23 protein-coding genes and 1 riboswitch are annotated in these 24,708 nt (G+C 68.9%); of the genes, 19 read left to right on the top strand and 4 right to left on the bottom strand.

Annotated features, from left to right (window positions below; genetic code table 11):
* The first annotated feature begins 59 nt into the window (after positions 1 to 59).
* Genes gspG through DX912_RS05130 form a run of 11 tightly spaced genes read left to right on the top strand, consistent with a single transcriptional unit; the run spans position 60 to position 9,615 of the window.
* Positions 60 to 494, top strand: a complete 435-nt coding sequence (gspG, locus tag DX912_RS05080) for a type II secretion system major pseudopilin GspG (protein WP_115841382.1) — start codon at positions 60 to 62, stop codon at positions 492 to 494.
* Entirely contained in the window at positions 472 to 966 is a 495-nt protein-coding gene (gene xpsH, locus DX912_RS05085; protein ID WP_115841383.1) for a type II secretion system protein XpsH, read from the top strand. Before gspG ends, xpsH begins: the two co-directional genes overlap by 23 nt.
* Positions 963 to 1,385 (top strand): type II secretion system protein XpsI, encoded by a 423-nt coding sequence (gene xpsI, locus DX912_RS05090; protein ID WP_115841384.1) that lies wholly within the window; start codon positions 963 to 965, stop codon positions 1,383 to 1,385. Before xpsH ends, xpsI begins: the two co-directional genes overlap by 4 nt.
* A complete protein-coding gene (locus tag DX912_RS05095; RefSeq protein WP_115841385.1) occupies positions 1,382 to 2,053 on the top strand; it encodes a prepilin-type N-terminal cleavage/methylation domain-containing protein in 672 nt (223 codons plus the stop codon). The genes xpsI and DX912_RS05095 overlap by 4 nt, the downstream gene beginning before the upstream one ends.
* The gene (locus tag DX912_RS05100; RefSeq protein WP_115841386.1) at positions 2,050 to 2,949 is read left to right on the top strand and encodes a type II secretion system minor pseudopilin; all 900 of its coding nucleotides are present in this window, start codon (positions 2,050 to 2,052) and stop codon (positions 2,947 to 2,949) included. Before DX912_RS05095 ends, DX912_RS05100 begins: the two co-directional genes overlap by 4 nt.
* Complete coding sequence (locus DX912_RS05105; protein ID WP_115841387.1) at positions 2,946 to 4,169, top strand: PilN domain-containing protein; 1,224 nt, start codon at positions 2,946 to 2,948, stop codon at positions 4,167 to 4,169. The genes DX912_RS05100 and DX912_RS05105 overlap by 4 nt, the downstream gene beginning before the upstream one ends.
* Positions 4,159 to 4,833 carry a type II secretion system protein GspM gene (gene gspM / locus DX912_RS05110; protein WP_115841388.1) on the top strand — a complete coding sequence of 225 codons (675 nt, stop codon included), beginning with the start codon at positions 4,159 to 4,161 and terminating at the stop codon, positions 4,831 to 4,833. The genes DX912_RS05105 and gspM overlap by 11 nt, the downstream gene beginning before the upstream one ends.
* Positions 4,820 to 5,662, top strand: coding sequence for a general secretion pathway protein GspN (locus DX912_RS05115; RefSeq protein WP_115841389.1), 843 nt, complete (start codon positions 4,820 to 4,822; stop codon positions 5,660 to 5,662). The genes gspM and DX912_RS05115 overlap by 14 nt, the downstream gene beginning before the upstream one ends.
* 23 nt (positions 5,663 to 5,685) lie before the next feature.
* On the top strand, positions 5,686 to 7,911 hold the full coding sequence (gene gspD / locus DX912_RS05120; protein ID WP_115841390.1) for a type II secretion system secretin GspD: 2,226 nt from the start codon (positions 5,686 to 5,688) through the stop codon (positions 7,909 to 7,911).
* Positions 7,908 to 8,765, top strand: a complete 858-nt coding sequence (locus DX912_RS05125; protein WP_233433479.1) for a glycosyltransferase — start codon at positions 7,908 to 7,910, stop codon at positions 8,763 to 8,765. Before gspD ends, DX912_RS05125 begins: the two co-directional genes overlap by 4 nt.
* Entirely contained in the window at positions 8,752 to 9,615 is an 864-nt protein-coding gene (locus tag DX912_RS05130; protein ID WP_115841503.1) for a glycosyltransferase family 2 protein, read from the top strand. Before DX912_RS05125 ends, DX912_RS05130 begins: the two co-directional genes overlap by 14 nt.
* A gap of 3 nt (positions 9,616 to 9,618) precedes the next feature.
* Here the strand turns inward: DX912_RS05130 and DX912_RS05135 are convergent, their stop codons facing one another.
* The gene (locus DX912_RS05135) at positions 9,619 to 10,962 is read right to left on the bottom strand and encodes an NCS2 family permease (RefSeq protein ID WP_115841391.1); all 1,344 of its coding nucleotides are present in this window, start codon (positions 10,960 to 10,962) and stop codon (positions 9,619 to 9,621) included.
* A gap of 302 nt (positions 10,963 to 11,264) precedes the next feature.
* Between DX912_RS05135 and DX912_RS05140 the strand changes: the two genes are divergently transcribed.
* Positions 11,265 to 12,983, top strand: a complete 1,719-nt coding sequence (locus DX912_RS05140) for a DUF1800 domain-containing protein (protein ID WP_181902710.1) — start codon at positions 11,265 to 11,267, stop codon at positions 12,981 to 12,983.
* A gap of 9 nt (positions 12,984 to 12,992) precedes the next feature.
* Complete coding sequence (locus DX912_RS05145) at positions 12,993 to 14,438, top strand: DUF1501 domain-containing protein (protein WP_115841393.1); 1,446 nt, start codon at positions 12,993 to 12,995, stop codon at positions 14,436 to 14,438.
* 306 nt (positions 14,439 to 14,744) lie between these two features.
* Here DX912_RS05145 and pyrF read toward each other — a convergent pair whose 3' ends face one another.
* From pyrF to lpxO, 3 genes are all read right to left on the bottom strand, one after another.
* A complete protein-coding gene (pyrF, locus tag DX912_RS05150; RefSeq protein WP_115841394.1) occupies positions 14,745 to 15,560 on the bottom strand; it encodes an orotidine-5'-phosphate decarboxylase in 816 nt (271 codons plus the stop codon).
* 150 nt (positions 15,561 to 15,710) lie between these two features.
* Positions 15,711 to 17,372, bottom strand: coding sequence for an energy-dependent translational throttle protein EttA (gene ettA / locus DX912_RS05155; protein ID WP_115841395.1), 1,662 nt, complete (start codon positions 17,370 to 17,372; stop codon positions 15,711 to 15,713).
* Positions 17,373 to 17,609: 237 nt separating this feature from the next.
* Entirely contained in the window at positions 17,610 to 18,515 is a 906-nt protein-coding gene (gene lpxO, locus DX912_RS05160) for a lipid A hydroxylase LpxO (protein ID WP_233433480.1), read from the bottom strand.
* Positions 18,516 to 18,683: 168 nt separating this feature from the next.
* On the opposite strand from lpxO, the gene glyA reads away from it, so the two are divergent.
* From glyA to ribB, 6 genes are all read left to right on the top strand, one after another.
* Entirely contained in the window at positions 18,684 to 19,937 is a 1,254-nt protein-coding gene (gene glyA / locus DX912_RS05165) for a serine hydroxymethyltransferase (RefSeq protein WP_115841397.1), read from the top strand.
* Positions 19,938 to 20,038: 101 nt separating this feature from the next.
* Positions 20,039 to 20,560 (top strand): transcriptional regulator NrdR, encoded by a 522-nt coding sequence (nrdR, locus tag DX912_RS05170; protein ID WP_115841398.1) that lies wholly within the window; start codon positions 20,039 to 20,041, stop codon positions 20,558 to 20,560.
* Entirely contained in the window at positions 20,560 to 21,663 is a 1,104-nt protein-coding gene (gene ribD / locus DX912_RS05175; protein WP_115841399.1) for a bifunctional diaminohydroxyphosphoribosylaminopyrimidine deaminase/5-amino-6-(5-phosphoribosylamino)uracil reductase RibD, read from the top strand. Before nrdR ends, ribD begins: the two co-directional genes overlap by 1 nt.
* A 22-nt stretch (positions 21,664 to 21,685) precedes the next feature.
* Positions 21,686 to 22,441 carry a class I SAM-dependent methyltransferase gene (locus DX912_RS05180; RefSeq protein WP_115841400.1) on the top strand — a complete coding sequence of 252 codons (756 nt, stop codon included), beginning with the start codon at positions 21,686 to 21,688 and terminating at the stop codon, positions 22,439 to 22,441.
* A gap of 95 nt (positions 22,442 to 22,536) precedes the next feature.
* Positions 22,537 to 22,727: riboswitch (FMN riboswitch) on the top strand.
* Positions 22,728 to 22,905: 178 nt separating this feature from the next.
* Positions 22,906 to 23,508, top strand: a complete 603-nt coding sequence (locus DX912_RS05185; protein WP_115841401.1) for a riboflavin synthase — start codon at positions 22,906 to 22,908, stop codon at positions 23,506 to 23,508.
* A 4-nt stretch (positions 23,509 to 23,512) separates the two neighbouring features.
* Positions 23,513 to 24,625, top strand: coding sequence for a 3,4-dihydroxy-2-butanone-4-phosphate synthase (gene ribB, locus DX912_RS05190; RefSeq protein WP_115841402.1), 1,113 nt, complete (start codon positions 23,513 to 23,515; stop codon positions 24,623 to 24,625).
* Positions 24,626 to 24,708: the final 83 nt, after the last annotated feature.

Raw genomic sequence — 24,708 nt, forward strand, 5'->3', positions numbered from 1 at the left:
GGCAACGATTTTCGGGTAAACATCCCCTTCTTCCTGACGCACCTTCCCAAGGAACCCCCATGCGCAACCGCCGTTCACTGACCCGTTCGCCGTCGGCCGCCCGCCAGCGCGGCATGAGCCTGATCGAGATCATCATCGTGATCGTGCTGATCGGCGCGGTGCTGGCCTTCGTCGGCAGCCGCGTGCTGGGCGGCAAGGATCGCGGCGACTACAACATCGCCAAGGCGCAGGTGCAGACGATGGCCGGCAAGATCGAATCCTTCCAGATGGACACCGGCCGCCTGCCGACCTCGCTGGAGGAACTGGTCACCCAGCCCAGCGACGTGAACGGTTGGCTTGGTCCGTACGCGAAGGCGACGGAACTGAAGGATCCGTGGGGCCATCCGCTCGAATACCGCGCGCCGGGCGAAGGCGGCCCGTTCGACCTGGTGAGCCTGGGCAAGGACGGCAAGCCCGGCGGCACCAGCGTCGATGGCGACATCAAGTACGAGTAAGCGACCCGTCGGAGCCGACATGCATCGCGCACGCGGCGTTTCCCTGCTGGAGATGCTGCTGGTGATCGCGTTGATCGCCGCCATCAGCGTGCTCGCGCTGGCGGCGATGAGCGGCGGGCGCGAAGGCATGCAACTGCGATCCAGCACGAAGCAGGTCGCCTCCGCGCTGCGTTTCACCCGCACGCATGCGATTGCCACAGGGCAACCGCAGCGCTTCACGCTCGATCCGGTCAAGCGCACCTGGACCGCGCCGATGGGTCGCAACGGCGACATTCCGCCGAACCTGAGCATCACCTTCACCGGCGCACGCGAAGTGCAACCCAGGCGCGGCGAGGGCGCGATCGTGTTCTTCCCCGATGGCGCCAGCACCGGCGGTCGCGTGCAGCTCGGCGCGCGCAAGGCCGCCTGGAACATCGACGTGGCCTGGCTCACGGGCGAGGTGAAGATGAAGCGCGCGCAGGGGGTGCGATGACGCACCGCCAACACGGCTACACGCTGCTGGAAGTCATCGTCGCCTTCGCGTTGCTGGCGATGGCGCTGACGTTGCTGCTCGGCATCCTGTCCGGTTCGGCGCGACAGGTGCGCCAGTCGGCCGACGCCGGACGCGCGGCGTTGTACGCGCAGTCGGTGATGGATCAGGTCGGCGTCGGCCAACGCCTGGCGGCCAGCGAGCGCGACGGCGATTTCGAACAGGGCCGCTACCGCTGGCGCCTGCGCGTCGCACCGTGGCGCGATCCGGCGGTCGCCGCGAGCGGCCAGCCGATGACGCTGGGCGGGCCGGAGCTGTTCGAGGTCACGCTGGCGATGCAGTGGGGCGACGGTCCGGGCCAGCGCCTGCAACTGCGCACGCTGCGCATCGCCGCGGCCGGCAGCGGAGGCTCGCTGCCATGAGGCGAGCACGTCCGTCGAATTCCCGTGCGTCGCGCGGCTTCACGCTGATCGAAGTGCTGATCGCGATGGTGCTGCTCGTCGCCGGCCTCGCGCTTGCGTTCGCGACGCTGGGCGCCGCCACACGCACCGCCGCGCGCGGCGAAGCGATGGCCGATCGCAGCGAACGCATGCGCGCGGTCGAAGGTTTCATGCGCACGCGCCTCACCGGTGCGCGGCCGATCGCGTTCGACATCGACCAGACACGCGCGATCGCCGTGCGCTTCATCGGCGAGCGCGAGCGCATGCGATTCGTCGCCGACATTCCCGATTACCTCGGCCGCGGCGGCCCATACCTGCACGATTTCAGGATCGAGGACGCCGGTGACGGCGCGCGCGTGACGCTGGCACTCAGCATGGTGCAGGCCGGCAAGACAGTGGAGGAACGCGATCCCCGGCCGCCGGAGATGCTGGTCGACGGGCTGCGCGAGGTGCGTTTCCGTTATCGCGCACTCGATGAGGACGGCCGCCTGGGCGACTGGCTGGACGAATGGAAGGCGACCGAGCAACTGCCGTTGCTGGTCGAAGTGACGATGATCGATCGCGATGGCGCCGCGTGGCCACCGCTGGTCGTATCGCTGCCGCTGGCGCCGGCGTTCAGTGCCTTCGCATTGCCGGTGCAGACGCAATGACGCGCCTGCATCGCCACGCGTCGACATCGCGCTCGCGCGGCGCGGCACTGATCCTGGTGCTGTGGCTGATCGTGCTGCTGACGGCATTGATCGGCGGCTTCGCGCTGGCGGCACGCGTGGAATCTCTGCAAGGCCGCGTGCTGGTTCGGGGACTCGTCGCATCGAACGCCGCGCGCGCGGGGCTCGAGTATTCGCTGACCCGCGTCTCGTTGCCGGATGCACGCCTGCAATGGAAGCCCGACGGCACCGCGCATCGCTGGCGCTTTGGCGACGCGCAGGTCGAGGTGAAGATCGTCGACGAGAACGGCAAGCTCGACATCAACCAGGCGCCGCATCCGCTGCTGGCGGCGCTGATCCAGCGCAAGGGCGTGGAGCCGTCGGAAGCCGGGCGCATCGCCGGGGCGATCGTCGACTGGCGCGACGCCGACCTGCTGACCCAGCCCGGTGGCGGCGCCGAGGACGGCGACTACGAAGCGGCCGGCCGCCCCTACGGCGCCAAGGACGCGGAGTTCGAAAGCGTGGCCGAGCTGCTGCAGGTGCTGGGCATGACGCCGGCGCTGTACGCGAAGCTCGAACCGGACCTGACCGTCTACAGCGGCCGCGCCCAGCCGGATCCGGCGTATGCCTCGGCGGAACTGCTCGATGCGATGGGGTTGAACGGTGCCGACCTGGTCGCCCAGCGCGGCCGGCCCGCCGGCGCGCTGCCGGTGGACGGCGCCCTGCCGGGCGCAAGCATGGTCGGCGCCGGCAGCGGCACCTATAGTATCGACAGCCGCGCGCGGCTCCCCGACGGTCGACAGTCGCTGCTGCGAGCGGTGGTTCGCACGGGCGGAGGGGGCTTGCCTGGCATGGCGTACGTGCCGTTGCGCTGGGAGGAGGGAGCATCACCGCGATGAACGCAAGGAGCGAAAGCCGGCCACCAACCCGGCCTGCCGCCGACTGGGCGCAGGACCGGCTGCGTCGCCTGGGTGCGCGTCTGGCGCCCGGCGCGGGCGGCTTCGCCCATTGGTGGGCGCACAACCTCGCGGCATGGCTGCCGGCGCGCGTCCGCCGCGTGCTCGGTTTCGACCGCGGCCGCCTGCTGATGCAGGTGCAGGGCGACGCGGTACAGGTCCGGCTGCAGCAGGGCGGCGATCTTCGCGACCTCGGCGCCGTGCCGCAGCTCGCGCTGCCGGGCGAGGACGCCATCGTCGCGCCGATCGATCCGCTGGCGACACTGCTTCCGCCGCGCCTGGCCGATCTGCCGCGCTGGCTCCTGCTGCCCGCCGCTGCCGGCCTACGCCGGCCCCTGACCCTGCCGGGCGCCGCGGGCGACCGGCTTCGCGACGTCGTCGGTTTCGAGATCGACCGGCAGACGCCGTTCACCCCCGACAACGTCGCCTTCGATGCGCGCGTGCTGGGCCGTCGCGATGCCGACGGCCTGATCGAGGCCGAACTCGTCGTCGTGCCGCGCCAGCGCCTCGACGCGCCGCTGTCGTCGCTGGGCCCGATGGCCGACTCGCTCGCCGGCATCGACCTGTGCGCAGAGAACGGCCAGCCGCTCGGCGTGAACCTGCTCGATCCAGCGCTGCGCCGTCGCCATGGCGACGCGTTCCGCTACTGGAATCTTGCGCTCGCCGCGGTGGCGGTGATCGCCGTCGCCGCGACGATGTGGCAGCTGCTCGCCAACCGCCGCGCCGCCGCCGATGAACTGGAAGCGCGCATCGCGAGCCAGGCGACCGCCGCGCGCAGCGCCGCCGCCGAACGGCAGGCGTTGATCGACCTGATCGAAGGCCAGGCCTTCCTCGACCGCGAACGCGCGCAGCGTCCGACCACGGTGGAAGTGCTCGACGAACTCACCCAGCGCCTGCCCGACAGCACGTACCTGGAAAAGCTGGCGATCGAGGACAACAACCTGCTGATGATCGGCCTCAGCCGCGAAGCCCCGTCGCTGGTGCAGCGCCTGCAAGGTTCGAAGCTGTGGCGCGCGCCGTCGCTCACCGGCGCGCTGATGCCCGATCCCGTCAGCGGGCGCGATCGCTTCACGCTGACAGCCGAACTCGGCACGCCCGCATCGACCGCGCAGCGCGCACCGGCGCCCTCGCAGCCGCAGCCGGAGGACGCCGATGGCGGCTGACCCGACGCACGCCCGTCCGCAGGTGCAGGCCGCCACGGCGACGCCGCGCATCGGTCGCGACCAGTGGCTCGCGCTCGGCCTGCTGCTGGCCGCGTTGCTGCTGGGGTATCTGATCCTCGTGCATCCGTGGTTCACCGCGCCGATGCTGGAAGCCAACGAGCGCGTCGAAAGCCTGCAACAGCGCGAACTTCGCCAGCGCATGCAGCTGCAGCAGGCGCCGCAGGTGCAGCAGCGCCTCGCGCAGGTGCGCGCGCAGCAGGCGCGTTCGCCGGGATTCCTGCCGGAAAGCAGCGCGGAGCTCGCGACGGCCGGCCTCGTGCAACGACTGGAACGCGTCGTCGCCGAAGCCAGTCCCGGCAATCGCAGTTGCGCGATCAGCAACCGATCGCCGCTGAGCGAACCGCGTCGCGACCGCTATCCGCGCGTCATCGTGCAGGTGCGCCTGCGTTGCGGGACGCCGGAACTGATGAGCGTGCTCTACGCGCTGGAAGCCGGCTCGCCGCGGCTGTTCGTCGGCAACCTCAACCTGCTGTCCTCGCGCGGCTATTTCCTCCCGGGCGCGAATCAGCCCAGCGGCGATGGCGGCCTGGACGTGAGCTTCGATCTCTACGGCTACCTGCGTCCGTCGCCGAATGTCGCGGAGGTGTCGCGTGCGCCTCGATGACGCCGGCCCGCGCACCTGGTTGCTGGCGACCGTCGCCGGCTGGGCGGTGCTCGCGTGGCTGCTCGCGGTGTTCGGCATGGGCCGCCACGCGCAGGCGCTGGACGCCGACCCCGGCCTGCTTCGCCCGCTGCCGAATGCGCGTCCGCCGGCGCCTCAGCGGCTCGGTCCGCTGTCGCAGTACGCGGCCATCGCGCAGCGTCCGCTGTTCTCGCAGGATCGCCTCCCCAAGCCCTTCTTCCTGCAGGGCGAAGGCGAGGGCGAGGGCCAGCAGACCGCGTTCGATTACGTGCTGACCAGCGTGCTGATCACGCCGACGCTGAAGATGGCGATCCTGCAGCCGGCCGACGGCAGCGAATCGGTGCGCGTGAAGCTCGGCGAGGTGCCCGAATCGCATCCGGCCTGGCGGCTGACCTCGCTCGACGCACGCAGCGCCGTTTTCGAAGGTCCCGAAGGTCGGCGCGAAATGACCTTGCGCGTGTTCGATGGAAACGGCGGCCAGCCGCCGACCGCGGTCGCCACCGCACCGGGCACGAACCGGCAGCAGCCGGTGGGCGTTCCGGTGCCGCCAGCCGCAGCGAACGCGGCTGCTGCGAACGCCGCGCGTCCCGGCAACGCCAGCGCGAACGCGCGTCCCGCGGGCAACGGCACCGCGTCGAACCGCAACGCGAACAACACCCAGACGCCGGCGCCGCCGCCGGCGCCCGAGCCCAGCGAAAACACGCCAATGACGCCGGAGGCGCAGATGGAAGCCATCCGCAAGCGGATCGAAGCACGTCGTGCACAGATGCGCCAGCAGCAATCCGCGCAACCCCCGGCCCAGACGCCTTGAGAGACCGCATGAATTCCCGTCCGATGAAGCTCCGCCCCGGCATCGCCGCACAGGCGATCGCCACCGCGACCATCGCCAGCCTGCTGGCCTCGTGCGCGACCGCCCCGGTGCCGAACATCCGGCGAGCTGACACGACCGCCGCGCAGCCCGGCGCCGCCGATGGCGCGCGCGGTGCGACGACGCAGGAACCCTTGCCCGAGTCGACCGATGCCGGCGACGCGCGTCCGCAGATCCGTCGCGGCACCGGGCAGGTCATCAACCGCAGCGCCGCGAGCGCGCCGCCGCCGGGCCTGGGCGGCACGACCGGCTCGGCCACGTTCAATTTCGAAGGCGAATCGCTGCACGCGGTGGTCAAGGCGATCCTCGGCGACATGCTCGGCCAGAACTACGTGATCGCACCGGGCGTGCAGGGCACGGTGACGCTCGCCACGCCCAAGCCGGTGAGCCCGGCCGAAGCGCTCAACCTGCTGGAAATGGTGCTCGGCTGGAACAATGCGCGCCTGGTCTACAGCGGCGGCCGCTACAACATCGTCCCGGGCGACCAGGCGTTGCCGGGCAACGTCGCCGCACGCACCGGCGAGGCGAGCACCGCACGCGGCTTCGAAGTGCGCACGGTCCCGCTGAAGTACGTCTCCGCGACGGAGATGGAGAAGATCCTCAAGCCGTACGCGCGCCCGAACGCGATCGTCAACGTCGACAACTCGCGCAACGTCATCACCGTCGGCGGCAGCCGTTCCGAACTCGAGAACTACCTGCGCACGATCGAGGTGTTCGACGTCGACTGGCTGTCGGGCATGTCGGTGGGCGTGTTCCCGCTGCAGTCGGGCAAGGCGACGCGCGTCGTGGCCGACCTGGAGAAGGTGTTCGGCGAGCAGAGCAAGTCGCCGGTCGCCGGCATGTTCCGCTTCATGCCGCTGGAAGGCGCGAACGCGGTGCTGGTCATCACCTCGCAGCCGAACTACCTCGACGACATCCAGCAGTGGCTGGAGCGCATCGACAGCGCCGGCGGCACCGTGCAGCTGTATTCGTACGAACTGAAGTACATCAAGGCCAAGGATCTCGCGGACCGACTTGCCGACGTGTTCGGTTCTGGCCGCGGCGGGCAGTCGGGCGAAAGTGGCGGTCCGCCGTCGCTGATGCCGGGCCTGGAATCGGTCGAACTGAAGGACAACAGCGACGCCAGCGGCAGCACGGCGACGCTCGGCAGCGACACGGGCAGCAGCAGCGGCACCGGAACGGGCGGCAACGGCACGCTCTCGCTGAGCCAGCAGCAGAGCGGCAACGCGAGCCTCACGCTCGACGTCAACGGCGATCGCGTCGGCGTGTCGGCGGTGGAGGAAACCAATTCGATCATCGTGCGCAGCAGTCCATCGGCGTGGAAGTCGATCCGCGACGTGATCGAACGCCTCGACGTCATGCCGATGCAGGTGCACATCGAGGCGCAGGTCGTCGAAGTGCAGCTCAAGGGCGACCTGAAATACGGCGTGAACTGGTACTTCGAACGCGCCGTCACCGACGCCGGCCTGCCCGATGCCGTCGGCCGCACGACGTGGAGCACGCTGGCCGGCAGCATCCAGCCGGCCACCGGCAACCCGGCGGGCCTGGCGTGGACCTTCCTCGGCCGCAATGCCGCCGCGGTGATCAGTGCGCTGGACCAGGTCACCGACCTGCAACTGCTGCAGACGCCGTCGGTCGTCGTGCGCAACAACGCCGAGGCGACGCTCAACGTCGGCAGCAAGATCCCGATCTCGTCGGTGACGTTCAACCCGACCACCGGCAGCGACAACACCTACAGCCAGGTGCAGTACCTGGACACCGGCACGATCCTGAAGGTGCGCCCGCGCGTGGCGAAGGACGGCGTCGTGTTCCTGGACATCGTGCAGGAAGTCAGCTCGCCCGGCGCGCAGGACACCGCCGACCGCAACGGCAACGTGCGCATCGACACGCGCAAGCTCAAGACCGAAGCGGCCGTGCAGAGCGGCGACACGGTCATGCTCGCCGGTTTGATCAGCGACGGCGTGGAGCGCGGCGCGTCCGGCTTCCCGGGCCTGAGCCGCATTCCCGTGATCGGCGGCCTGTTCGGCCAGCAGCGTTCGAGCAAGACGCGCAATGAAGTCATCGTGCTGCTGACGCCCACCATCGTGCGCAACCCGCAGGAAGCGCGCGACATGACCGACGAATACACCCGCCGCTTCCGCGCGATGGAACCGCTGCAGAAGACGCCGCGCCGGCCAGGCCAGCAACAGTGACCAAGGCGGCCGCCGCGCCGGCGGTCGTCGGGCCCATCGTGATCGTCCCGGTCGGCACGGACGACGACGCGCTCGACGCCTGCCTGGCCGCACTCGATGCCGCCACCGCGCCGGGCACGCCGGTGTGGCTGGCCGACGACGCGCAGGCGGGCCCGCGCGGCTACGCGATCATCGAACGCTGGATCGCGCGCACCGCGTTGAAGGCGGACTACACACGCCGCCAGCGCAGCGTGGGCGAAGTCGCACACCTGGACGAAGTGCTCGCCGCGTGTGGCGATGCCGACGTCGCCGTGCTCGCGAGCGATGCCTTCCCGGCGCCCGGGTGGTTGTCGCGTCTGTCGTCGGCCCTCGCCAGCGATGGCGCGATCGCCACCGCCACGCCCTGGAGCAACGCGGGCGAAGCCGCGGCGTGGCCCCGCATCGGCGAGATCGACCCCGTGCCGGACGACCTGGAGCGCATCTCGCGCGCCGCGAAGGCGATGCCCGCGCTGCATCCCGAACTACCCGCTGCCGTGAGCCACGCCGTGCTGCTGCGCGGCGCGGCCCGTCGTCGCGCCGGCGGCCTGGACGCGACCAGTTACGCGTCGTGGTACGCCGCGCTGATCGACCTGTCGTTGCGACTGGCCGGGCTGGGATGGCGCAACGCGCTGTGCGATACCGCGTTCGTCGCCCGTCGCGGCGAAGGCGGCCCCTTCGACGGCGACATGGACGCGCTCGCCGCGCGCTGGCCCGACTGGCACGCGCGACTGGCCAATTACCTGATGCAGGATCCGCTGCGCGCCTCGCGCGTGCAGCTGGCGTCGCTGCTCGAACATCTCGGCCCCCCGGAACCGCAACGTGATCTCTTCGTCTGACGCCAGCGCCGGCATCGCCGCGGTGGTGGTGACCTACCGCAGCGCCGAAACCATCGACGATTGCCTCGCGCGCCTGCGCGCGGCCGACGGCGTGGCGGCCATCCGCGTGGTCGACAACAACTCCGACGACGGCACGCTGGAAATCGTCCAGCGCCACGCCAGCAGCGATGCGCGCGTGCGCTTCATCGCCAATCCCGACAACCCCGGCTTCGGCGTCGCCTGCAACCAGGGCGCGCGCGACGCGGGCGAAGGCGTGCAGTGGCTGGCCTTCGTCAACCCCGATTGCATGGTCGAACACGACACGCTCTCTCGCCTGCGCGCGCTGGCCGCACCGCAGGGCGAAGCGCTGCTGGGTGCCGACCTGGTCGACGACCATGGCGTGCGCGACGGCGCCGCGCGTCGTCGCGATCCCGACTTCGCCGCGATGCTCTCCGCGGCGCTCGGTGGCACGCCCGCGCCGAAACTCGAACTTCCCGTCGACGACACGCGCGCGCTGCAAGCGGTTGAAGCGGTGTCGGGTGCGTTGATGCTGATGCCGCGCGCGTTGTTCGAGCGCCTGCACGGCTTCGACGAAGGCTATCGCCTGCACGCCGAAGACCTCGACCTGTCCCGTCGCGCGCGCGAGTCCGGCGCGCTCGTCGCCGTCGCCAACCACGTGCGCGTGCTGCACGTGCGCGGCGTGTCGAGCCGCTCGCGTCCGTTCTTCGTCGAATGGCACAAGCATCGTGGCCTGTGGCGCTATTACCGCAAGTTCGAGGCGCCGCGCCGCAGTGCCGGCATGAGCGCGGCGGTGTTCGCGGCGATCTGGCTGCGGTTCCCGCTCGCCTACCTGAAAGCGAAGGCGCGCTGATCGCTACTCCAGCGCGAACCGCACCACGAACAACGCCGCCACCAGCCACACCGCTGCGTGCACTTCGCGCGCGCGGCCGGTGAAGAGTTTCAGCACCGCGTAGGTAATGAAGCCGAACGCCAGCCCGTTGGCGATCGAATACGTGAACGGCATCGCCAGCGTGCACAGCGCGGCGGGGATCGCTTCGGTGAGGTCGTCCCAGTGCACGTCGCCGAGTTCGCGCAACATCAACCCGGCGACGAAAAGCAGCGCCGGCGCGGTCGCGTACGGCGGCACCATGCCCGCCAGCGGCGAGAACAGCAGCGCCAGCAGGAACAGCGCGGCGACGACGAGCGCGGTAAGCCCGGTGCGTCCGCCGGCCTGCACGCCGGACGCGCTTTCGATATACGCCGTCGTGCTGCTGGTGCCGAGCACGGAACCGGCGAGGATCGCCGTGCTGTCGGCGAACAACGCACGGCCGAAGCGCTTCTGCTGCGCGGCGGAGGCGTCGTCGGGCGGAAGCAGGCCCGCGCGACGCGCGACGCCCATCAGCGTGCCGGTCGCATCGAACACTTCCACCAACACGAACACGATCACCACGTGGAGCATCGCGGCGATGGAGAACCCGTCGCCGCCGCCCAGTGCGCCGCGGATGTCCAGCTGCATGAACGTGGGCGCGAGGCTCGGCGGAAGATCGACGATGCCGTGGTACTGCACGCGTCCGAACACCAGCGCGGTGGCGGTGACGGCGAGGATCCCGATAAGGATCGCGCCACGCACGCGCCATGCTTCGAGCACGGCGATCAGCAGGAAACCGGCGACGGCGAGCAGCGGTTCGGGTTCGCGCAGATCGCCCAGCGCGACCAGCGTGTCGGGGTCGCCGACGATCAGTTCGGATTTCTGCAGCGCGATGATGGCAAGGAACAGCCCGATGCCGGCGGTGATCGCGCTGCGCAGCGAATGCGGAATGCCGGCGATCAGCCATGCGCGCGCGCCGGTGATGGTGAGCAGCAGGAACACGATGCCCGAAACGAACACCGCCCCCAGCGCCTGTTGCCACGTGTAACCCATCGCGCCGACGACGGTGAAGGCGAAGAACGCGTTCAGGCCCATGCCCGGCGCCATGCCGACCGGGTAGTTCGCGGCGAAGGCCATCACCAGCGAGCCGATCGCCGCCGCCAGGCAGGTCGCGACGAACACCGCTCCGGTGTCCATGCCCGTGTTGCCTAGCACGCTCGGGTTCACGAACACGATGTAGGACATCGTCAGGAACGTGGTCAGGCCGGCGACCAGTTCGGTGCGCACGTCGGTGCCGTGCTGGCGCAGCCTGAACAGCGAATCCAGCACGCGGGGGGCGGGGCGGGCCATCGGGAATCCTGGGGGAGCACGCGGGGGGCATGCGGGACGGTCGGAGAGGGTAGCCCGCGCCGACGACCCGAAGCATCGGGAAATGGTCGCCCGCGCGGCGTGACGTTCCCGACCGGCCCGGTGGCCGGTTTGTGTCGCTCGATGCCGTGGTTTTCACGCGTTGCACACATTGGATGCAAAACCTGCGGACGCCGTCACGTTCAGCATCTCCAAAAGGCGACGGAGCGCCGGTTGTGACGGCGCGGCGGACGCTACCGTGCGCACCGCTCGCCGCGTGCTCCGCGGCCGACAGGGGAAAACCGATGAACATCACGCAGGGTGCGCGAGCGGGCATGCTCGCGCTTGGGCTGTGCATGCTCGCCGCGTGCGGGGGAGGCGGTGGCGGCGATGACGGCGGCGGTACCTACGCTCCGCCGGCAAGCGGTGGCGGAACGCCGCCGACGCCCGAAGCGTATCCCGACGTCCCCGCGACCGACGCCGAGGCTGCGCGTTTCCTGACGCAGGCGACGTTCGGCCCGACCGCGACCGAAATCGCGCGGGTGCGGCAGATCGGCTACAAGCGCTGGATCGACGGCCAGCTCGCGCAAACGCCGACGCTGATCCTGCCGCACCTGCAGCAACTGGTCGCCAACGGCGTGACCACGCCGACGCCGCAGAATCGCCGCAACTACTGGCTGTGGCAGACGGCGAATGCGCCGGACCAGTTGCGCATGCGCATGGCCTTCGCGCTGAGCGAAATCCTGGTGGTGTCCGATCGGGAAACCGCCGATGACGACGCCACGGTCTTCCGCATCGCCGACTACCAGGACACCCTGTCGCGCGGTGCATTCGGCAGCTACCGCACCCTGCTGGAGAAGGTTACGGTGCATCCGGCGATGGGCTATTTCCTCAGCCACGTCGGCAACCGCAAGGCCGATCCCCGCCGCAACATCACGCCCGACGAGAACTACGGCCGCGAAGTGATGCAGCTGTTCTCCATCGGCCTGGTGAAGCGCAACAAGGACTTCAGCCCGGTGCTGGATGCCAACGGCCAGACCATCCCGACCTACGACGAGCAGGTCGTCAGCGCGATGGCGCGCGTGTTCACCGGCTGGACCTACGCGGGACAGACCGACGCGCAGTTCGGTCGCGGCGACAACACCAGCTACGCGCCGATGGAATGCCATCCCGCATTCCATGACGACCAGCCCAAGCAGATCTTCGACGGCATCGTCGTCAGCGAAGGCAACAACTGCACGGCGAGCATGACCAGGACGGTGCAGGCGCTCGCAGACCACAGCAACACCGCGCCGTTCATCAGCCGCCAGCTGATCCAGCGCTTCGTCACCAGCAATCCGACGCCGCAGTATGTCGAGCGTGTCGCCAAGGTGTGGGACACGAGCAAGGGCGACCTCGGCCAGGTGATCCGCGCGATCCTGCTCGACACCGAAGCGCGCCTGCCGCCGCCCAACGGCTCCTTCGGCAAGCCGCGCGAGCCGCTGGTGAAGCTGGCCACGCTGTGGCGCGCGTTCAACGCGCAGTACGTGCCCAACGCCATGGGAGAGGTGCGGTTCGCGTTCTCGAACGCGGGCGACCTGGCCAACTCGCTGCAACAGGATTCGCAGCGCGCGCCGTCGGTGTTCAACTTCTTCGAACCCGACTACCGACTGCCCGCGGCCGACGGCGTGCAGGGCATGTTCGCGCCGGAGTTCCAGATCCTCACCGAGGCGACGTACCTGAGCATGCTCAACCAGCACGATTCGCTGGTGTGGAACAACGCCGCGACGCCGCCCACGACCACGCCGAACGCGCCGTACCTCGACCTCACCAAACTCACCACGATGGCCGAAGGAAACGACCACGCTGGCATGGTGGCGCAGGTGAACCTGCTGCTGTTCCACGGCGCGCTGAGCAGCGCCAACGCGCAGGCGATGGTGGGCATGCTCGACCGCCTCGGCACCGCCAAAGAAACCGCCGCCAATCGCGCCAAATCGCTGGTGCTGCTGGCGATGGCCACTCCCGAATTCGCGATCCAGCGCTAGGAGCCCGTCATGTCCCGTCCCATTCGCGAAGACCGCCGCGCGTTCCTGCGTCGCGTGCAGGCCGTGATCGCCGGCGGCGCCGCGTACGCGCTGATGCCGCAGCTGGAGCTGGTCGGCCGCGCGTTCGCCGCCGAGCCGCTGCCCGGCAACGACTACAAGGCGCTCGTCTGCATCTTCCTGTTCGGCGGCAGCGATTCGTTCAACATGCTGATCCCGCATGACTCGGCCGAGCATGCGACGTACCTCACCAGTCGCGGCGGCGTGTTCGAAGCGACCTCGAACCCGTTCGGCCTGGGTTACGCGCGCGACACGCTGGTGCAGGTCGCCGACACCAACGGCAAGACCTGGGGCCTGAATCCCTTGTGCGCGGCGATGAAGCCGCTGTTCGATGCGGGCGAGCTGTCGTTCCTGGCCAACGTCGGTTCGCTGACGGTGCCGTTGACGAAGGAAGACGTCACCAAGCGCCTGAAGACGTTGCCGCCATACCTGTATTCGCACAACGACCAGCAGAAGCAGTGGATGCGCGGGCACACCAACCGCGCCGGCGTCACCGGCTGGGGTGGCCTGCTCGGCGATCGCGCGGAGGCGTCGAACCTCGGGCTGCAATCGCTGCCGCCGTCGATCTCGATCGCCGGCAGCAACCTGTTCCAGTTCGGCCGCACGACGCTGCCGTTCGCGATGGGCTCGGGCGGCGCGACGACGGTCAACCGTTTCCGCAACAACGGCAGCGCCACCGACCGCGTCCGCTACGAGTCGCTGCGCGCGATCATCGAGTCCCAGCACAACCCGATCCTGCAGGACCAGTACGCGGTGATCGGCGAAAGCGCGATCAACCTCAACGACACGCTGCGCGTCACGCTGGATCCGGCCAACGGCGGCGACATCGCCACGGTGTTCCCGACCGGCAGTGGCGTCGCTTCGCAGCTGCGCATGGTCGCGCGCATGATCAAGGCCGCGCGCACCTCGGCGATCAACCATCGTCGCCAGATCTACTTCGTGAGCCTCGGCGGCTTCGACACGCACCAGAACCAGATGGCCGCCAACGGCCACGGTCGCCTGCTGCAGCAGCTGGCCGAGGGCCTCGCGGCCTTCCGCACGGCGCTGTCGGAGATCAACGCGCTCAACGACACGGTGACGTTCACCATGAGCGACTTCGCGCGCACCCTCAACAGCAACGGCAACGGTACCGACCACGGTTGGGGCGGCGTGCAGCTGGTGATGGGCGGCTCGTCGACCAACGGCGGCGCGCTGCGCGGCAAGCAGGTGTGGGGCAGTTACCCGATCCTGGAACTGGACGGCGCGCAGGCCGTGGGCCGCGGCCGCATGGTGCCGACGATGTCGGTCAGCCAGATGGGGTCGACGCTGGCGCAGTGGTTCGGTTTGCCGGCCGGCGAAGTCGGAACGATCTTCCCGGGGATCGAGAACTTCGATCCGAAGATCGGGTTCCTTGGGTGAGGCTCGGTCGCCGACGACAGCGGCGACGGATCCGTTTCAAGCCCCTGTCCCACCGGGAGAGGGGTTGGGTGAGGGGGCGGAGCCACAGCGGTGAACGATCGCTCCCGCACAGCGCTGCGCTGTGGCTTCCCACCTCGATCGTCAAATCAGAATGGGTTCCAGCTTTCGCTGGAACGACGGTGAACGTTGTTCGCCGGAAAGGGAATGCCCGAAGGTCGCCGGCCTGGGTCCCGGCGTCCGCCGGGATGACGATGGGCGCGCGTCGGCAACTGGCGACCTCGTGCGCTGCCAAGGCAGCGCACCACCTCAGCGAAACCGGTTGATCTGATCCTGCAACTCGCGCGCCGCATTCGCCGCGGCTTCGGCGTAGTCGTCGCCCTTGGACGCGTACAGGATCGCGCGCGAACTGCTCACCATCAGGCCCGTGCCCGCGGCGTTCTTCGCGTTGGTGACGACGGCTTCGACATCGCCGCCCTGCGCACCGACGCCCGGCACCAGGAACGGCACGTCGTCGCCGACGATCGCGCGCACTTCCTTCAGCTGCGCCGGCCAGGTCGCACCCACCACGAGCGAGCAGTTGCCGTTCGTGTTCCATTCGCGCGCCACTTTTTCGGCGACGTGCTGGTACAGCGGACGGCCGTCGATGACGAGGTCCTGCAGGTCGCCCGCGCCGGGATTCGACGTGCGGCACAGGATCACCACGCCGCGGTCGGCGCGATCGAGGAACGGCTGCACCGAATCGCGGCCGAGATACGGATTGGCCGTCACCGCGTCGGCGGCGTAGCGGTCGAAGGCCTCGGCGGCGTAATGCTGCGCCGTGCTGCCGATGTCGCCGCGCTTGCTGTCGAGGATGACCGGCACGCCGGGATGCGTGGCGTGGATGTGCGCGATGAGCCGCGCGAGTGCGTCTTCGGCACCGAGCGCGGCGAAGTGCGCGATCTGCGGCTTGAACGCGCAGGCGTACTGCGCGGTGGCGTCGGCGATGTCGCGGCAGAAGGAGAACACGGCATCGGCGTCGTTGGCGAACCGGGCCGGGAATTTCGCCGGTTCCGGATCGAGGCCCACGCAGACCAGCGAGTCGGCGTCGTTCCAGCGCTGTTTCAGGGATGACGTGAAGGTCATGCTGGCCTCGGCATTCGATGGATCTTGTTGACGGGCGTCGATCCTGCGCCCGCAGGACCGACGCGTAACCGCAACGACACTGGGTCCCGGCTTTCGCCGGGATGACGAACCGGCAAAGGCGCCCGCGCTACGCGCGGACGCGCCGGTTCGTCACTTCAACGCCTTGAAACGCAGGCGGTGCGGCTGGGCGCCTTCCGCGCCGAGGCGACGCTTCTTGTCTTCCTCGTACTCGCGGTAGTTGCCCTGGAAGAACTCCACGTGCGAGTCGCCTTCGAAGGCGAGGATGTGCGTGGCGATGCGGTCCAGGAACCAGCGATCGTGCGAGATGACGAACGCGTTGCCCGGGAACTCGAGCAGCGCGTCTTCCAGCGCGCGCAGCGTTTCGATGTCCAGGTCGTTGGACGGTTCGTCGAGCAGCAGCACGTTGCCGCCCTGCAGCAGCGTCTTGGCCATGTGCAGGCGGCCGCGCTCACCGCCGGACAGCGAGCCGACCATCTTCTGCTGGTCCTGGCCCTTGAAGTTGAAGCGGCCGATGTAGGCGCGCGACTGGATCTCGATGCCGTTGATGTTGAGGATGTCCAGGCCGCCGGAGACTTCCTGGAACACGTTGTGGTTGCCGGTCAGCGCATCGCGGCTCTGGTCGACGTACGCGAGCTTCACCGTCGAGCCCATGTCGATCTCGCCCGAGTCCGGCTTCTCCTGCCCCGTGATCATCTTGAACAGCGTCGACTTGCCGGCGCCGTTGGGACCGATGATGCCGACGATCGCGCCCGGCGGAACCGAGAACGACAGGTTGTCGATCAGCAGGCGATCGCCGAACTTCTTGCTGACGTTCTTGAACTCGACGACCTTGTTGCCCAGGCGCTCGCCCGGCGGAATGAAGATCTCGTTGGTTTCCTGGCGGCGCTGATAGTCGACCGACTGCAGCTCTTCCATGCGCGCAAGGCGCGCCTTGCCCTTGGAACGGCCGCCCTTCGCGTTCTGGCGCGACCACTCCAGTTCCTTCTGGATGGCCTTCTGGCGGGCCTTTTCCTGGTTCTCTTCCTGCTTCAGGCGCTCGTCCTTCTGGACCAGCCATTCGGTGTAGTTGCCCTTCCACGGGATGCCGCGGCCGCGGTCGAGTTCGAGGATCCACTCGGCGGCGTTGTCGAGGAAGTAGCGATCGTGCGTGACGGCCACGACGGTGCCGGTGTAGCGCGCGAGGAACTGCTCCAGCCACTCGACCGATTCGGCGTCGAGGTGGTTGGTCGGTTCGTCGAGCAGCAGCATGTCCGGCTTCTGCAGCAGCAGGCGGCACAGCGCGACGCGGCGCTTCTCGCCGCCCGACAGGTTGCCGATCTTCGCGTCCCACGGCGGCAGGCGCAGCGCGTCGGCAGCGACTTCCAGCTGGTTTTCCAGCGTGTGCGCATCGCCGGCGGCGAGGATGGCTTCCAGGCGTTCCTGCTCCTTGGCCAGCGCGTCGAAGTCGGCGCCTTCCTCGGCGTAGGCGGCGTAGACCGCTTCCAGCGCGGCCTGGGCGTTGATGACCTCGCCCACGCCTTCCTCGACGGCCTGGCGCACCGTCATCTCGGGATCGAGCTGCGGTTCCTGCGGGAGGTAGCCGACCTTGATGCCCGGCTGCGGACGCGCCTCGCCGACGAAGTCGGTGTCCACGCCGGCCATGATCTTCAGCACGGTGGACTTGCCGGCGCCGTTGAGGCCGAGCAGGCCGATCTTCGCGCCCGGGAAGAAGGACAGCGAGATGTCCTTGATGATCTGACGCTTCGGCGGCACGACCTTGCTGACGCCGTTCATGGTGTAGATGTATTGCATGCGCTCTCCGGAACCGGGACGCGCCCATGCCGGCCGGGTTGGCCTGGTCGGGCGGATGGAAGCGGCGATTATCCCGCACGCGGCGCGGGTTTCCCAGTCTGATCGGCCGGTGCGCTTCAGTTTGGCGGCTCCCTTCTCCCCGCTCGCGGGAGAAGGTGCCCGGCAGGGCTGATGAGGGGCAGGGCGCCTGCCCTCACCCCAACCCCTCTCCCGCATGCGGGAGAGGGGCTTCAAGGCTCAGATCCAGACGATGAAAACCACCGCGAGCGCCACGGCGGCATATTTCAGCCCGTAATACAGCGACTTGTTGCGCTCGCGCAGGCCCTTGGCCTTCAGGCGCAGGGCGTAGAAGTACTTGAACAGCCGGTTGAAGCCGCCGGTCTTGTCGCCTTCCTGGTTCGGCGACGCGCCGGCGGCGATCAGGTTCCGCGCGACGAAACGGTTGAAGGCGCGGGCCGGGGCGGTGTGCAGCGGGCGCTCCACGTCGCAGAACAGGATGATCCGGTTGCCCTGCGTCTCGTTGCGGGCGCTGTGGATGTAGGTCTCGTCGAACATCGTCCACTCGCCATCCCGCCAGCTGTAGCGCTGGCCGTCGACCTCGATGAAGCAGCCGTCGTCGTTCGGCGTTTCCAGCCCCAGGTGCAGGCGCAGCGAGCCGGCGTAAGGGTCGCGGTGCGGGCGAAGCTCGCTGCCCGGCGGCAGCTCGGTGAACATCGCCGCTTTCACGCTCGGAATCTGCTTCAGCAGCGCGGTGGTCTGCGGGCACAGCTCGGCGGCCGAAGGGTGGGCGTCGTCGTACCACTTCAGGTAGAAGCGCTTCCAGCCGCGGCGGAAGAACGAGTTGAAGCCCACGTCCGTATAGCCGTCAGCAGCCTTGATGTGCTGCAGCTCGCGCAGGCGCAGGGCCTCGGCGCGGATTGCCTGCCAGTTCTGGCGGAGCGGTTCCAGCTCGGGGAAGTGGCGGCCCGGTTCGGCGATGAACGGCGTGGTCGGCACGCGCGAGAACGCGTACATCAGCACGTTGATCGGGGCCATGAAGGTGGAGTGGTCCAGCAATTGCCGGCCCAGGCGGTGCCGAACCCGGCCGCGGTAGTGCACGTACACCGCGCTGGCGAGGAACAGCAGGACGAAGACCCATTTCACGGTCGGAGGTTTCCCTGTGGGGGTGGGGGCGGAACGCTCGCATTGACGGCTGACCGGCCGGGTGCTCGCTGGCCGCATTTTAAGCCCTGGGCTACCATCTTCGACCCGGCCAAGGCAGCTTTTCCGGGCCCCCGCCGGCCCCCGCCCATCCACGCCCGAGGTTGCCGAATGTTCCCCAGCTCCGCCCGCATCGCCGGTTACGACGATGAACTCGCCCAGGCCATCGCCAACGAGGCGCGCCGCCAGGAGGACCATGTCGAGCTGATCGCCTCGGAGAACTACGCCTCGCCGCGCGTGATGGAGGCCCAGGGCAGCGTGCTGACCAACAAGTACGCCGAGGGCTATCCGGGCAAGCGCTATTACGGCGGCTGCGAGTACGTGGACGTCGCCGAGCAGCTCGCCATCGAGCGCCTGAAGCAGCTGTTCGGGGCCGATTACGCCAACGTCCAGCCGCATTCGGGCTCGCAGGCCAACCAGGCCGTGTACCTGGCGCTGCTGAACCCGGGCGACACGATCCTGGGCATGTCGCTGGCGCACGGCGGCCACCTGACCCACGGCGCCAAGGTCAACGTCAGCGGCAAGCTGTTCAACGCGATCCAGTACGGCGTGAACGACCAGGGCCTGATCGACTACGACGAAGTCGAGAAGCTCGCGCTGGAGCACAAGCCGAAGATGGTCGTCGCCGGTTTCTCGGCGTACTCGCAGCAGATCGACTGGGCGCGCTTCCGCGCCATCGCCGACAAGGTCGGCGCGTACCTGTTCGTCGACATGGCGCACGTGGCGGGCCTGGTCGCCGCCGGCGTCTACCCGAACCCGCTGCCGCACGCGCACGTGGTCACCTCGACCACGCACAAGACGCTGCGCGGCCCGCGCGGCGGCATCATCGTGGCGAAGGGCGCCGGTGAGGACATCGAGAAAAAGCTGCAGTCGATCGTCTTCCCGGGCATCCAGGGCGGTCCGCTGATGCACGTCATCGCCGCCAAGGCGGTGGCCTTCAAGGAAGCGCTGGAGCCGGAATTCACCGCCTACCAGCAGCAGGTCGTGAAGAACGCGCAGGCGATGGCGAAGACGATCATCTCGCGCGGCTACAAGATCGTGTCCGGCGGCACGCAGAACCACCTGATGCTGATCGACATGATCGGCAAGGGCGTGACGGGCAAGGACGCCGAAGCCGCACTCGGCAAGGCGCACATCACGGTCAACAAGAACGCGGTGCCGAACGACCCGCAAAAGCCGTTCGTTACCTCCGGCCTGCGCATCGGTACGCCGGCGGTCACCACGCGCGGTTACGGCGAGGCCGACTGCATCGAGCTCGCCAACTGGATCTGCGACGTGCTCGACGCGCCGAAGGACGAGAGCGTCATCGCCGCCGTGCGCGAGAAGGTGACGGCGCAGTGCGCGAAGTTCCCGGTGTACGGCTGAAAGGCGGGGATTCGGGATGAAGGAATTCGGGATTCGCAATCGACGTTACGCGCTTTCGCCTTTCCGAATCACGAATCCCGAATCACGAATCCCGGCCTGATATGCACTGCCCTTTCTGCCAGCACCCCGACACGCGCGTGATCGATTCGCGCGTGTCCGATGACGGCGCGACGATCCGCCGTCGTCGCGTCTGCGAAGCCTGCGGCGAGCGTTTCTCGACGCAGGAAACCATCGAGCTGAAGCTGCCGCTGATCATCAAGAGCGACGGCCGCCGCGAGGCGTTCGACGCGCGCAAGCTGCGCGCGAGTTTCGATCGCGCGCTGCAGAAGCGCCCCGTTTCGGAAGAACAGATCGAATCGTCCGTGCGTGCGGTCGTGCACCACCTGCGCATGACGGCCGAACGCGAATTGCCTTCGCGCCGCGTCGGCGATTTCGTCATGACCGAGCTGCGCAAGCTCGACCACGTCGCGTACGTGCGATTCGCGTCGGTGTATCGCGCGTTCCAGGACGTGGCGGATTTCCGCGAGGAACTCGATCGCCTGGAAAGTGACAGCTCCGCCGAAGGCCAGCTGCCGCTGCTCGACGAGGAAGCAGAGCCGTCGCCGCGCAAGGGCAAGCGCTGATGACAACGGATTCGTTCACCGCCACCGATCACGCGATGATGGCGCGCGCGCTGCGGCTCGCCGAGCGCGGCGCGTACACGACCAAGCCCAATCCGATGGTCGGCAGCGTGATCGCGCACGGCGAGGAAATCGTCGGCGAAGGCTGGCACGAGCGCGCCGGCGAGCCGCACGCGGAAGTGCATGCGCTGCGCGTCGCGGGCGAACGCGCGAAAGGCGCGACGGCCTACGTCACGCTGGAACCGTGCGCGCACACCGGGCGCACCGGTCCGTGCGCGGACGCACTGATCGCCGCTGGCGTTTCGCGCGTGATCGCGGCGATGCGCGATCCATTTCCGCAGGTCGACGGCGCGGGTTTCGACAAGCTCCGTGCCGCCGGCATCGAGGTTGCCTCGGGTTTGATGGAAGCGCAGGCGCGCGCGCTCAATCGCGGTTTCCTGTCGCGCGTGGAGCGCGGTCGTCCGTGGCTGCGCGTCAAACTCGCGACCAGCCTGGATGGGCGCAGCGCGCTCGCCAATGGCGAATCGAAGTGGATCAGCGGCGAGGCTTCGCGCCTGGACGTGCAGCACTGGCGTGCGCGTAGCGGCGCGATCGTCACCGGCGCAGGCACCGTACTCGCCGACGATCCCGCGCTCACGGTGCGCATGGGCGACGACACGCCGTTCGTGCCGCCGCTGCGCGTGGTGCTCGATCCCGGACTTGCGACCGTCGCGCGCGGACGCGTGCGCGAAGGCGATGCGCCGACGCTGTACCTGCACGCGCCCGACGCGAAGCCGCCGCGCGGTTTGCTCGCACAGCACGCGGCCGTGCCGCTGCGTGATGGCCGGTTCGACCTGCATGCGGTGCTTGCGCTGCTCGCCGAGCGCGGCGTCAACGAAATCCAGCTCGAAGCCGGTGCGACGCTGGCCGGCGCATTCCTCGGCGCAGGCCTGGTCGACGAAGTGCTGCTGTATGTCGCGCCCGTATTGCTCGGCGAACGCGCGCGGCCGATGTTCGACGGCCTCGCCATCGACACGATGACGCAGAAACTCAAGATGGCGATCGTGGAATCGCGCTACATCGGACAGGACATCCGCCTGCTGCTGCGGCCCGAATCGACAGTCTGATCGCACCACCGCGGGGGCGCAGATGAGCGGCTTCAAGGACCATTTCTCCGGCGTCGCCGATGCGTACGCACAGGCGCGGCCGGAGTATCCCGACGAATTGTTCGACACGATCGCCGCCGTCGTTCCGCGCGACGCACGCGTGTGGGAACCCGGCTGCGGCAGCGGGCAGGCGACGCGCGGACTCGCCGCGCGTTTCGCACACGTGCACGCGACCGAGCCGAGCGCGAAGCAGCTCGCGCAGCACTGGGCGCAGCCGGGCACGGACAAGGTGAGCCTCGCGGTGGAGCCGGGCGAGCGCACCGCGCTGCCGGATGCGAGCGTCGAGTTGATTGCGGTCGCGCAGGCGCTGCACTGGTTCGACCGGGCGAAGTTCTTCGCCGAATGCGAACGCGTGCTCGCGCCCGGCGGCGTCCTGGCCGCGTGGGGTTACGCGGATTTCGTCGCACCGGAAGGGATGGTCGACGAGGTCGAGGCGTTCCGCAGTCGCATCGACCCGTACTGGCCGCCGGAACGCGAACAGATCGACGCGCACTACGCCGGCTACGACTGGCCGTTCCCGGCGCTGCCCGCGCCATCGCTGTGGCTGGAGATGGACTGGTCGCTCGCGCATTTCCTGCGCTACCTGTCGAGCATGTCGGCCGTGGCGCGGTGCACCGCGGACACCGGCGGGGATCCGGTCGCCCGACACGCCCCGGCGCTGGCCGCCGCATGGGGCGATCCGGACGAGACGCGGGCGATCCGCTGGCCGCTGTTCCTGCACCTTCGCCGGAAGGGCTGACGGGCCGGCGTCATCGGCGGAACAGTCCATCCGGCGGGCCCTCCAGGGGCCGGATGCTAGAATCCGCGGGCCGGCTCGCCGGCAACCACAACACGTAACGTCTTCAGGGCGGGGTGCAATTCCCCACCGGCGGTAGGTGCGGTGGCGCTGTCGAAGGCGCCGTTCGCACGAGCCCGCGAGCGCTTAGTCGCCTCTGGCGAAGAAGGTCAGCAGATCCGGTCCGATGCCGGAGCCGACGGTCGGAAAGCGCGAGCTTTCCGGAAAGTCCGGATGAAAGAAGACAGCCGCACACGGCCCCGCGCCGTGTGCCTGCCTCATGCCTTGAGGCGTTTTTCGCTCATTCTTGAACGGGAAACGTTTCATATGCAGGTCCGTCTGCCAAAGCCCGCACATCCATGTGCGGGCATCTCAAAAAAAGCACAGCTTCGCTCTCGCGTCTTCGTGCGTTCAATGGAGGCGCGCTGATGTTCACCGGCATCATCGAAGGCGTCGGCCGGCTGGCCACGCTTGAACACCGCGGCGGCGACGTCCGCCTCACCATCGACGTCGGCACGCTGCCGTTCGACGCCGTGCAACTGGGCGAGAGCATCGCTGTCAACGGCGTGTGCCTGACGGTGATCGAGTTCGACGCACGCAGTTTCGCCGCCGACGCCTCCAACGAAACGCTCGCGCTCACCACGCTCGGCGCGCTCGCGATCGGCGACGCGGTGAACCTGGAGCGCGCGATGCGTCCGACCGATCGCCTCGGCGGACATCTGGTCAGCGGGCACGTCGATGGCCTCGGCCGCGTCGAGCGCATCGAACCCGACGCGCGCGCGCAACGCTGGCGTTTTTCCGCGCCGGCGCCGCTGCTGCGCTACATAGCGAAGAAGGGCTCGATCTGCGTCGATGGTGTCAGCCTCACGGTGAACGAAGTCGACGATGCGGGCTTCGACGTCGCGCTGATTCCGCATACCGTCGCGCACACGCGTTTCGCGCACACGCAGGTGGGCGACGCGGTGAACCTGGAAATCGACCTGGTCGCGCGCTACGTCGAGCGCCTGCTCGCCGGCCGCGCGGGGGAATAACGCCATGCCTTTCAGCCCGATCCCCGAACTGCTCGAGGAAATCCGCAACGGCTGCATGGTCGTCATCGTGGACGACGAAGACCGCGAGAACGAAGGCGACCTCATCATGGCCGCCGAACTCGTGCGGCCGCAGGACATCAACTTCATGGTCACGCATGCGCGCGGCCTGGTGTGTTTGTCGCTCACGCGCGAGCGATGCCGCCAGCTCGGCCTGCCACCGATGGTGCGTGACAACACCTCGCCGCACCACACCAACTTCACGGTGAGCATCGAAGCGGCCGAAGGCGTGACCACGGGCATCAGCGCCTACGATCGCGCGCATACCGTGCGCACGGCGGTGCGGCCGGATGCATCGGCAAGCGATCTCTCGCAGCCCGGCCACATCTTCCCGCTGCAGGCGCAGCCGGGCGGCGTGCTCAACCGCGCGGGACACACCGAAGCGGCGAGCGACCTGGCGCTGCTCGCGGGCCTTGAACCTGCCGGCGTGCTGGTGGAGATCCTCAACCCCGACGGCAGCATGGCGCGCCGGCCGGAACTGGAAGCCTTCGCTGCCGAGCACGGGCTGAAGATCGGCTCGATCGAGGAGCTGATCCGTTACCGTCTCGAGACCGAGCACACCATCGAGCGCGTGGATGCGCGCGAGATCGAGACCGAGCACGGCCCGTTCGAACTGTTCACCTACCGCGACCGCCTGAGCCACGCGCTGCATTTCGCGCTGCGCCGCGGCGAGCCGGACGTCGCCACGCCGACGCTGGTGCGCGTGCACGTGCAGAACCCGCTGGCCGACGCATTGCACTGGCGGCGCCCGGACTTCGGCCCGGCGGTGGGCGACGTGCTGAAGGCGATCGCCGCCGAAGGCCGCGGCGCGCTGGTGCTGCTGGCCGACCACGCCGATGCCGACGCGCTGCTGGCGCGCATCCGCGCACCCCAGCATGCCGACGAGGCCGGCGCGGGCCGCGGCCACGCGCTCGCCGAATGGCGGCGCAACGGCGCCGGCGGCCAGATCCTCGCCGACCTCGGCCTCGGCAAGCTCCGCGTGCTGGGCACGCCGCGCAAGCAGATCGGCCTGGCGGGGTTCGGGCTCGAGGTCGTCGAGTACGTCGAGATCTCGCACTGACCCCGCCACCGGCCGCGCCCGCCGCCCTTACCCGGGCTGGCGGGCCGGTCGGGTAAACTTCCCGCCCTTCACGAAGAACGCCC

The sequence above is a fragment of the Lysobacter soli genome (genome assembly GCF_003382285.1).
In the GTDB taxonomy this organism is placed as follows: domain Bacteria; phylum Pseudomonadota; class Gammaproteobacteria; order Xanthomonadales; family Xanthomonadaceae; genus Lysobacter_J; species Lysobacter_J soli.

What these genes read in the sequence shown, in the direction of transcription:
- glyA (WP_115841397.1), top strand. Translation starts at nt 18,684, where the DNA reads ATGTTCCCCAGCTCCGCCCGCATCGCCGGTTACGACGATGAACTCGCC.
- DX912_RS05140 (WP_181902710.1), top strand. Translation starts at nt 11,265, where the DNA reads ATGAACATCACGCAGGGTGCGCGAGCGGGCATGCTCGCGCTTGGGCTG.
- ettA (WP_115841395.1), bottom strand. Translation starts at nt 17,372, where the DNA reads ATGCAATACATCTACACCATGAACGGCGTCAGCAAGGTCGTGCCGCCG.
- nrdR (WP_115841398.1), top strand. Translation starts at nt 20,039, where the DNA reads ATGCACTGCCCTTTCTGCCAGCACCCCGACACGCGCGTGATCGATTCG.
- DX912_RS05095 (WP_115841385.1), top strand. Translation starts at nt 1,382, where the DNA reads ATGAGGCGAGCACGTCCGTCGAATTCCCGTGCGTCGCGCGGCTTCACG.
- DX912_RS05100 (WP_115841386.1), top strand. Translation starts at nt 2,050, where the DNA reads ATGACGCGCCTGCATCGCCACGCGTCGACATCGCGCTCGCGCGGCGCG.
- DX912_RS05145 (WP_115841393.1), top strand. Translation starts at nt 12,993, where the DNA reads ATGTCCCGTCCCATTCGCGAAGACCGCCGCGCGTTCCTGCGTCGCGTG.
- DX912_RS05180 (WP_115841400.1), top strand. Translation starts at nt 21,686, where the DNA reads ATGAGCGGCTTCAAGGACCATTTCTCCGGCGTCGCCGATGCGTACGCA.
- DX912_RS05105 (WP_115841387.1), top strand. Translation starts at nt 2,946, where the DNA reads ATGAACGCAAGGAGCGAAAGCCGGCCACCAACCCGGCCTGCCGCCGAC.
- gspM (WP_115841388.1), top strand. Translation starts at nt 4,159, where the DNA reads ATGGCGGCTGACCCGACGCACGCCCGTCCGCAGGTGCAGGCCGCCACG.
- xpsI (WP_115841384.1), top strand. Translation starts at nt 963, where the DNA reads ATGACGCACCGCCAACACGGCTACACGCTGCTGGAAGTCATCGTCGCC.
- gspG (WP_115841382.1), top strand. Translation starts at nt 60, where the DNA reads ATGCGCAACCGCCGTTCACTGACCCGTTCGCCGTCGGCCGCCCGCCAG.
- gspD (WP_115841390.1), top strand. Translation starts at nt 5,686, where the DNA reads ATGAAGCTCCGCCCCGGCATCGCCGCACAGGCGATCGCCACCGCGACC.
- ribB (WP_115841402.1), top strand. Translation starts at nt 23,513, where the DNA reads ATGCCTTTCAGCCCGATCCCCGAACTGCTCGAGGAAATCCGCAACGGC.
- DX912_RS05135 (WP_115841391.1), bottom strand. Translation starts at nt 10,962, where the DNA reads ATGGCCCGCCCCGCCCCCCGCGTGCTGGATTCGCTGTTCAGGCTGCGC.
- pyrF (WP_115841394.1), bottom strand. Translation starts at nt 15,560, where the DNA reads ATGACCTTCACGTCATCCCTGAAACAGCGCTGGAACGACGCCGACTCG.
- ribD (WP_115841399.1), top strand. Translation starts at nt 20,560, where the DNA reads ATGACAACGGATTCGTTCACCGCCACCGATCACGCGATGATGGCGCGC.
- xpsH (WP_115841383.1), top strand. Translation starts at nt 472, where the DNA reads ATGGCGACATCAAGTACGAGTAAGCGACCCGTCGGAGCCGACATGCAT.
- DX912_RS05185 (WP_115841401.1), top strand. Translation starts at nt 22,906, where the DNA reads ATGTTCACCGGCATCATCGAAGGCGTCGGCCGGCTGGCCACGCTTGAA.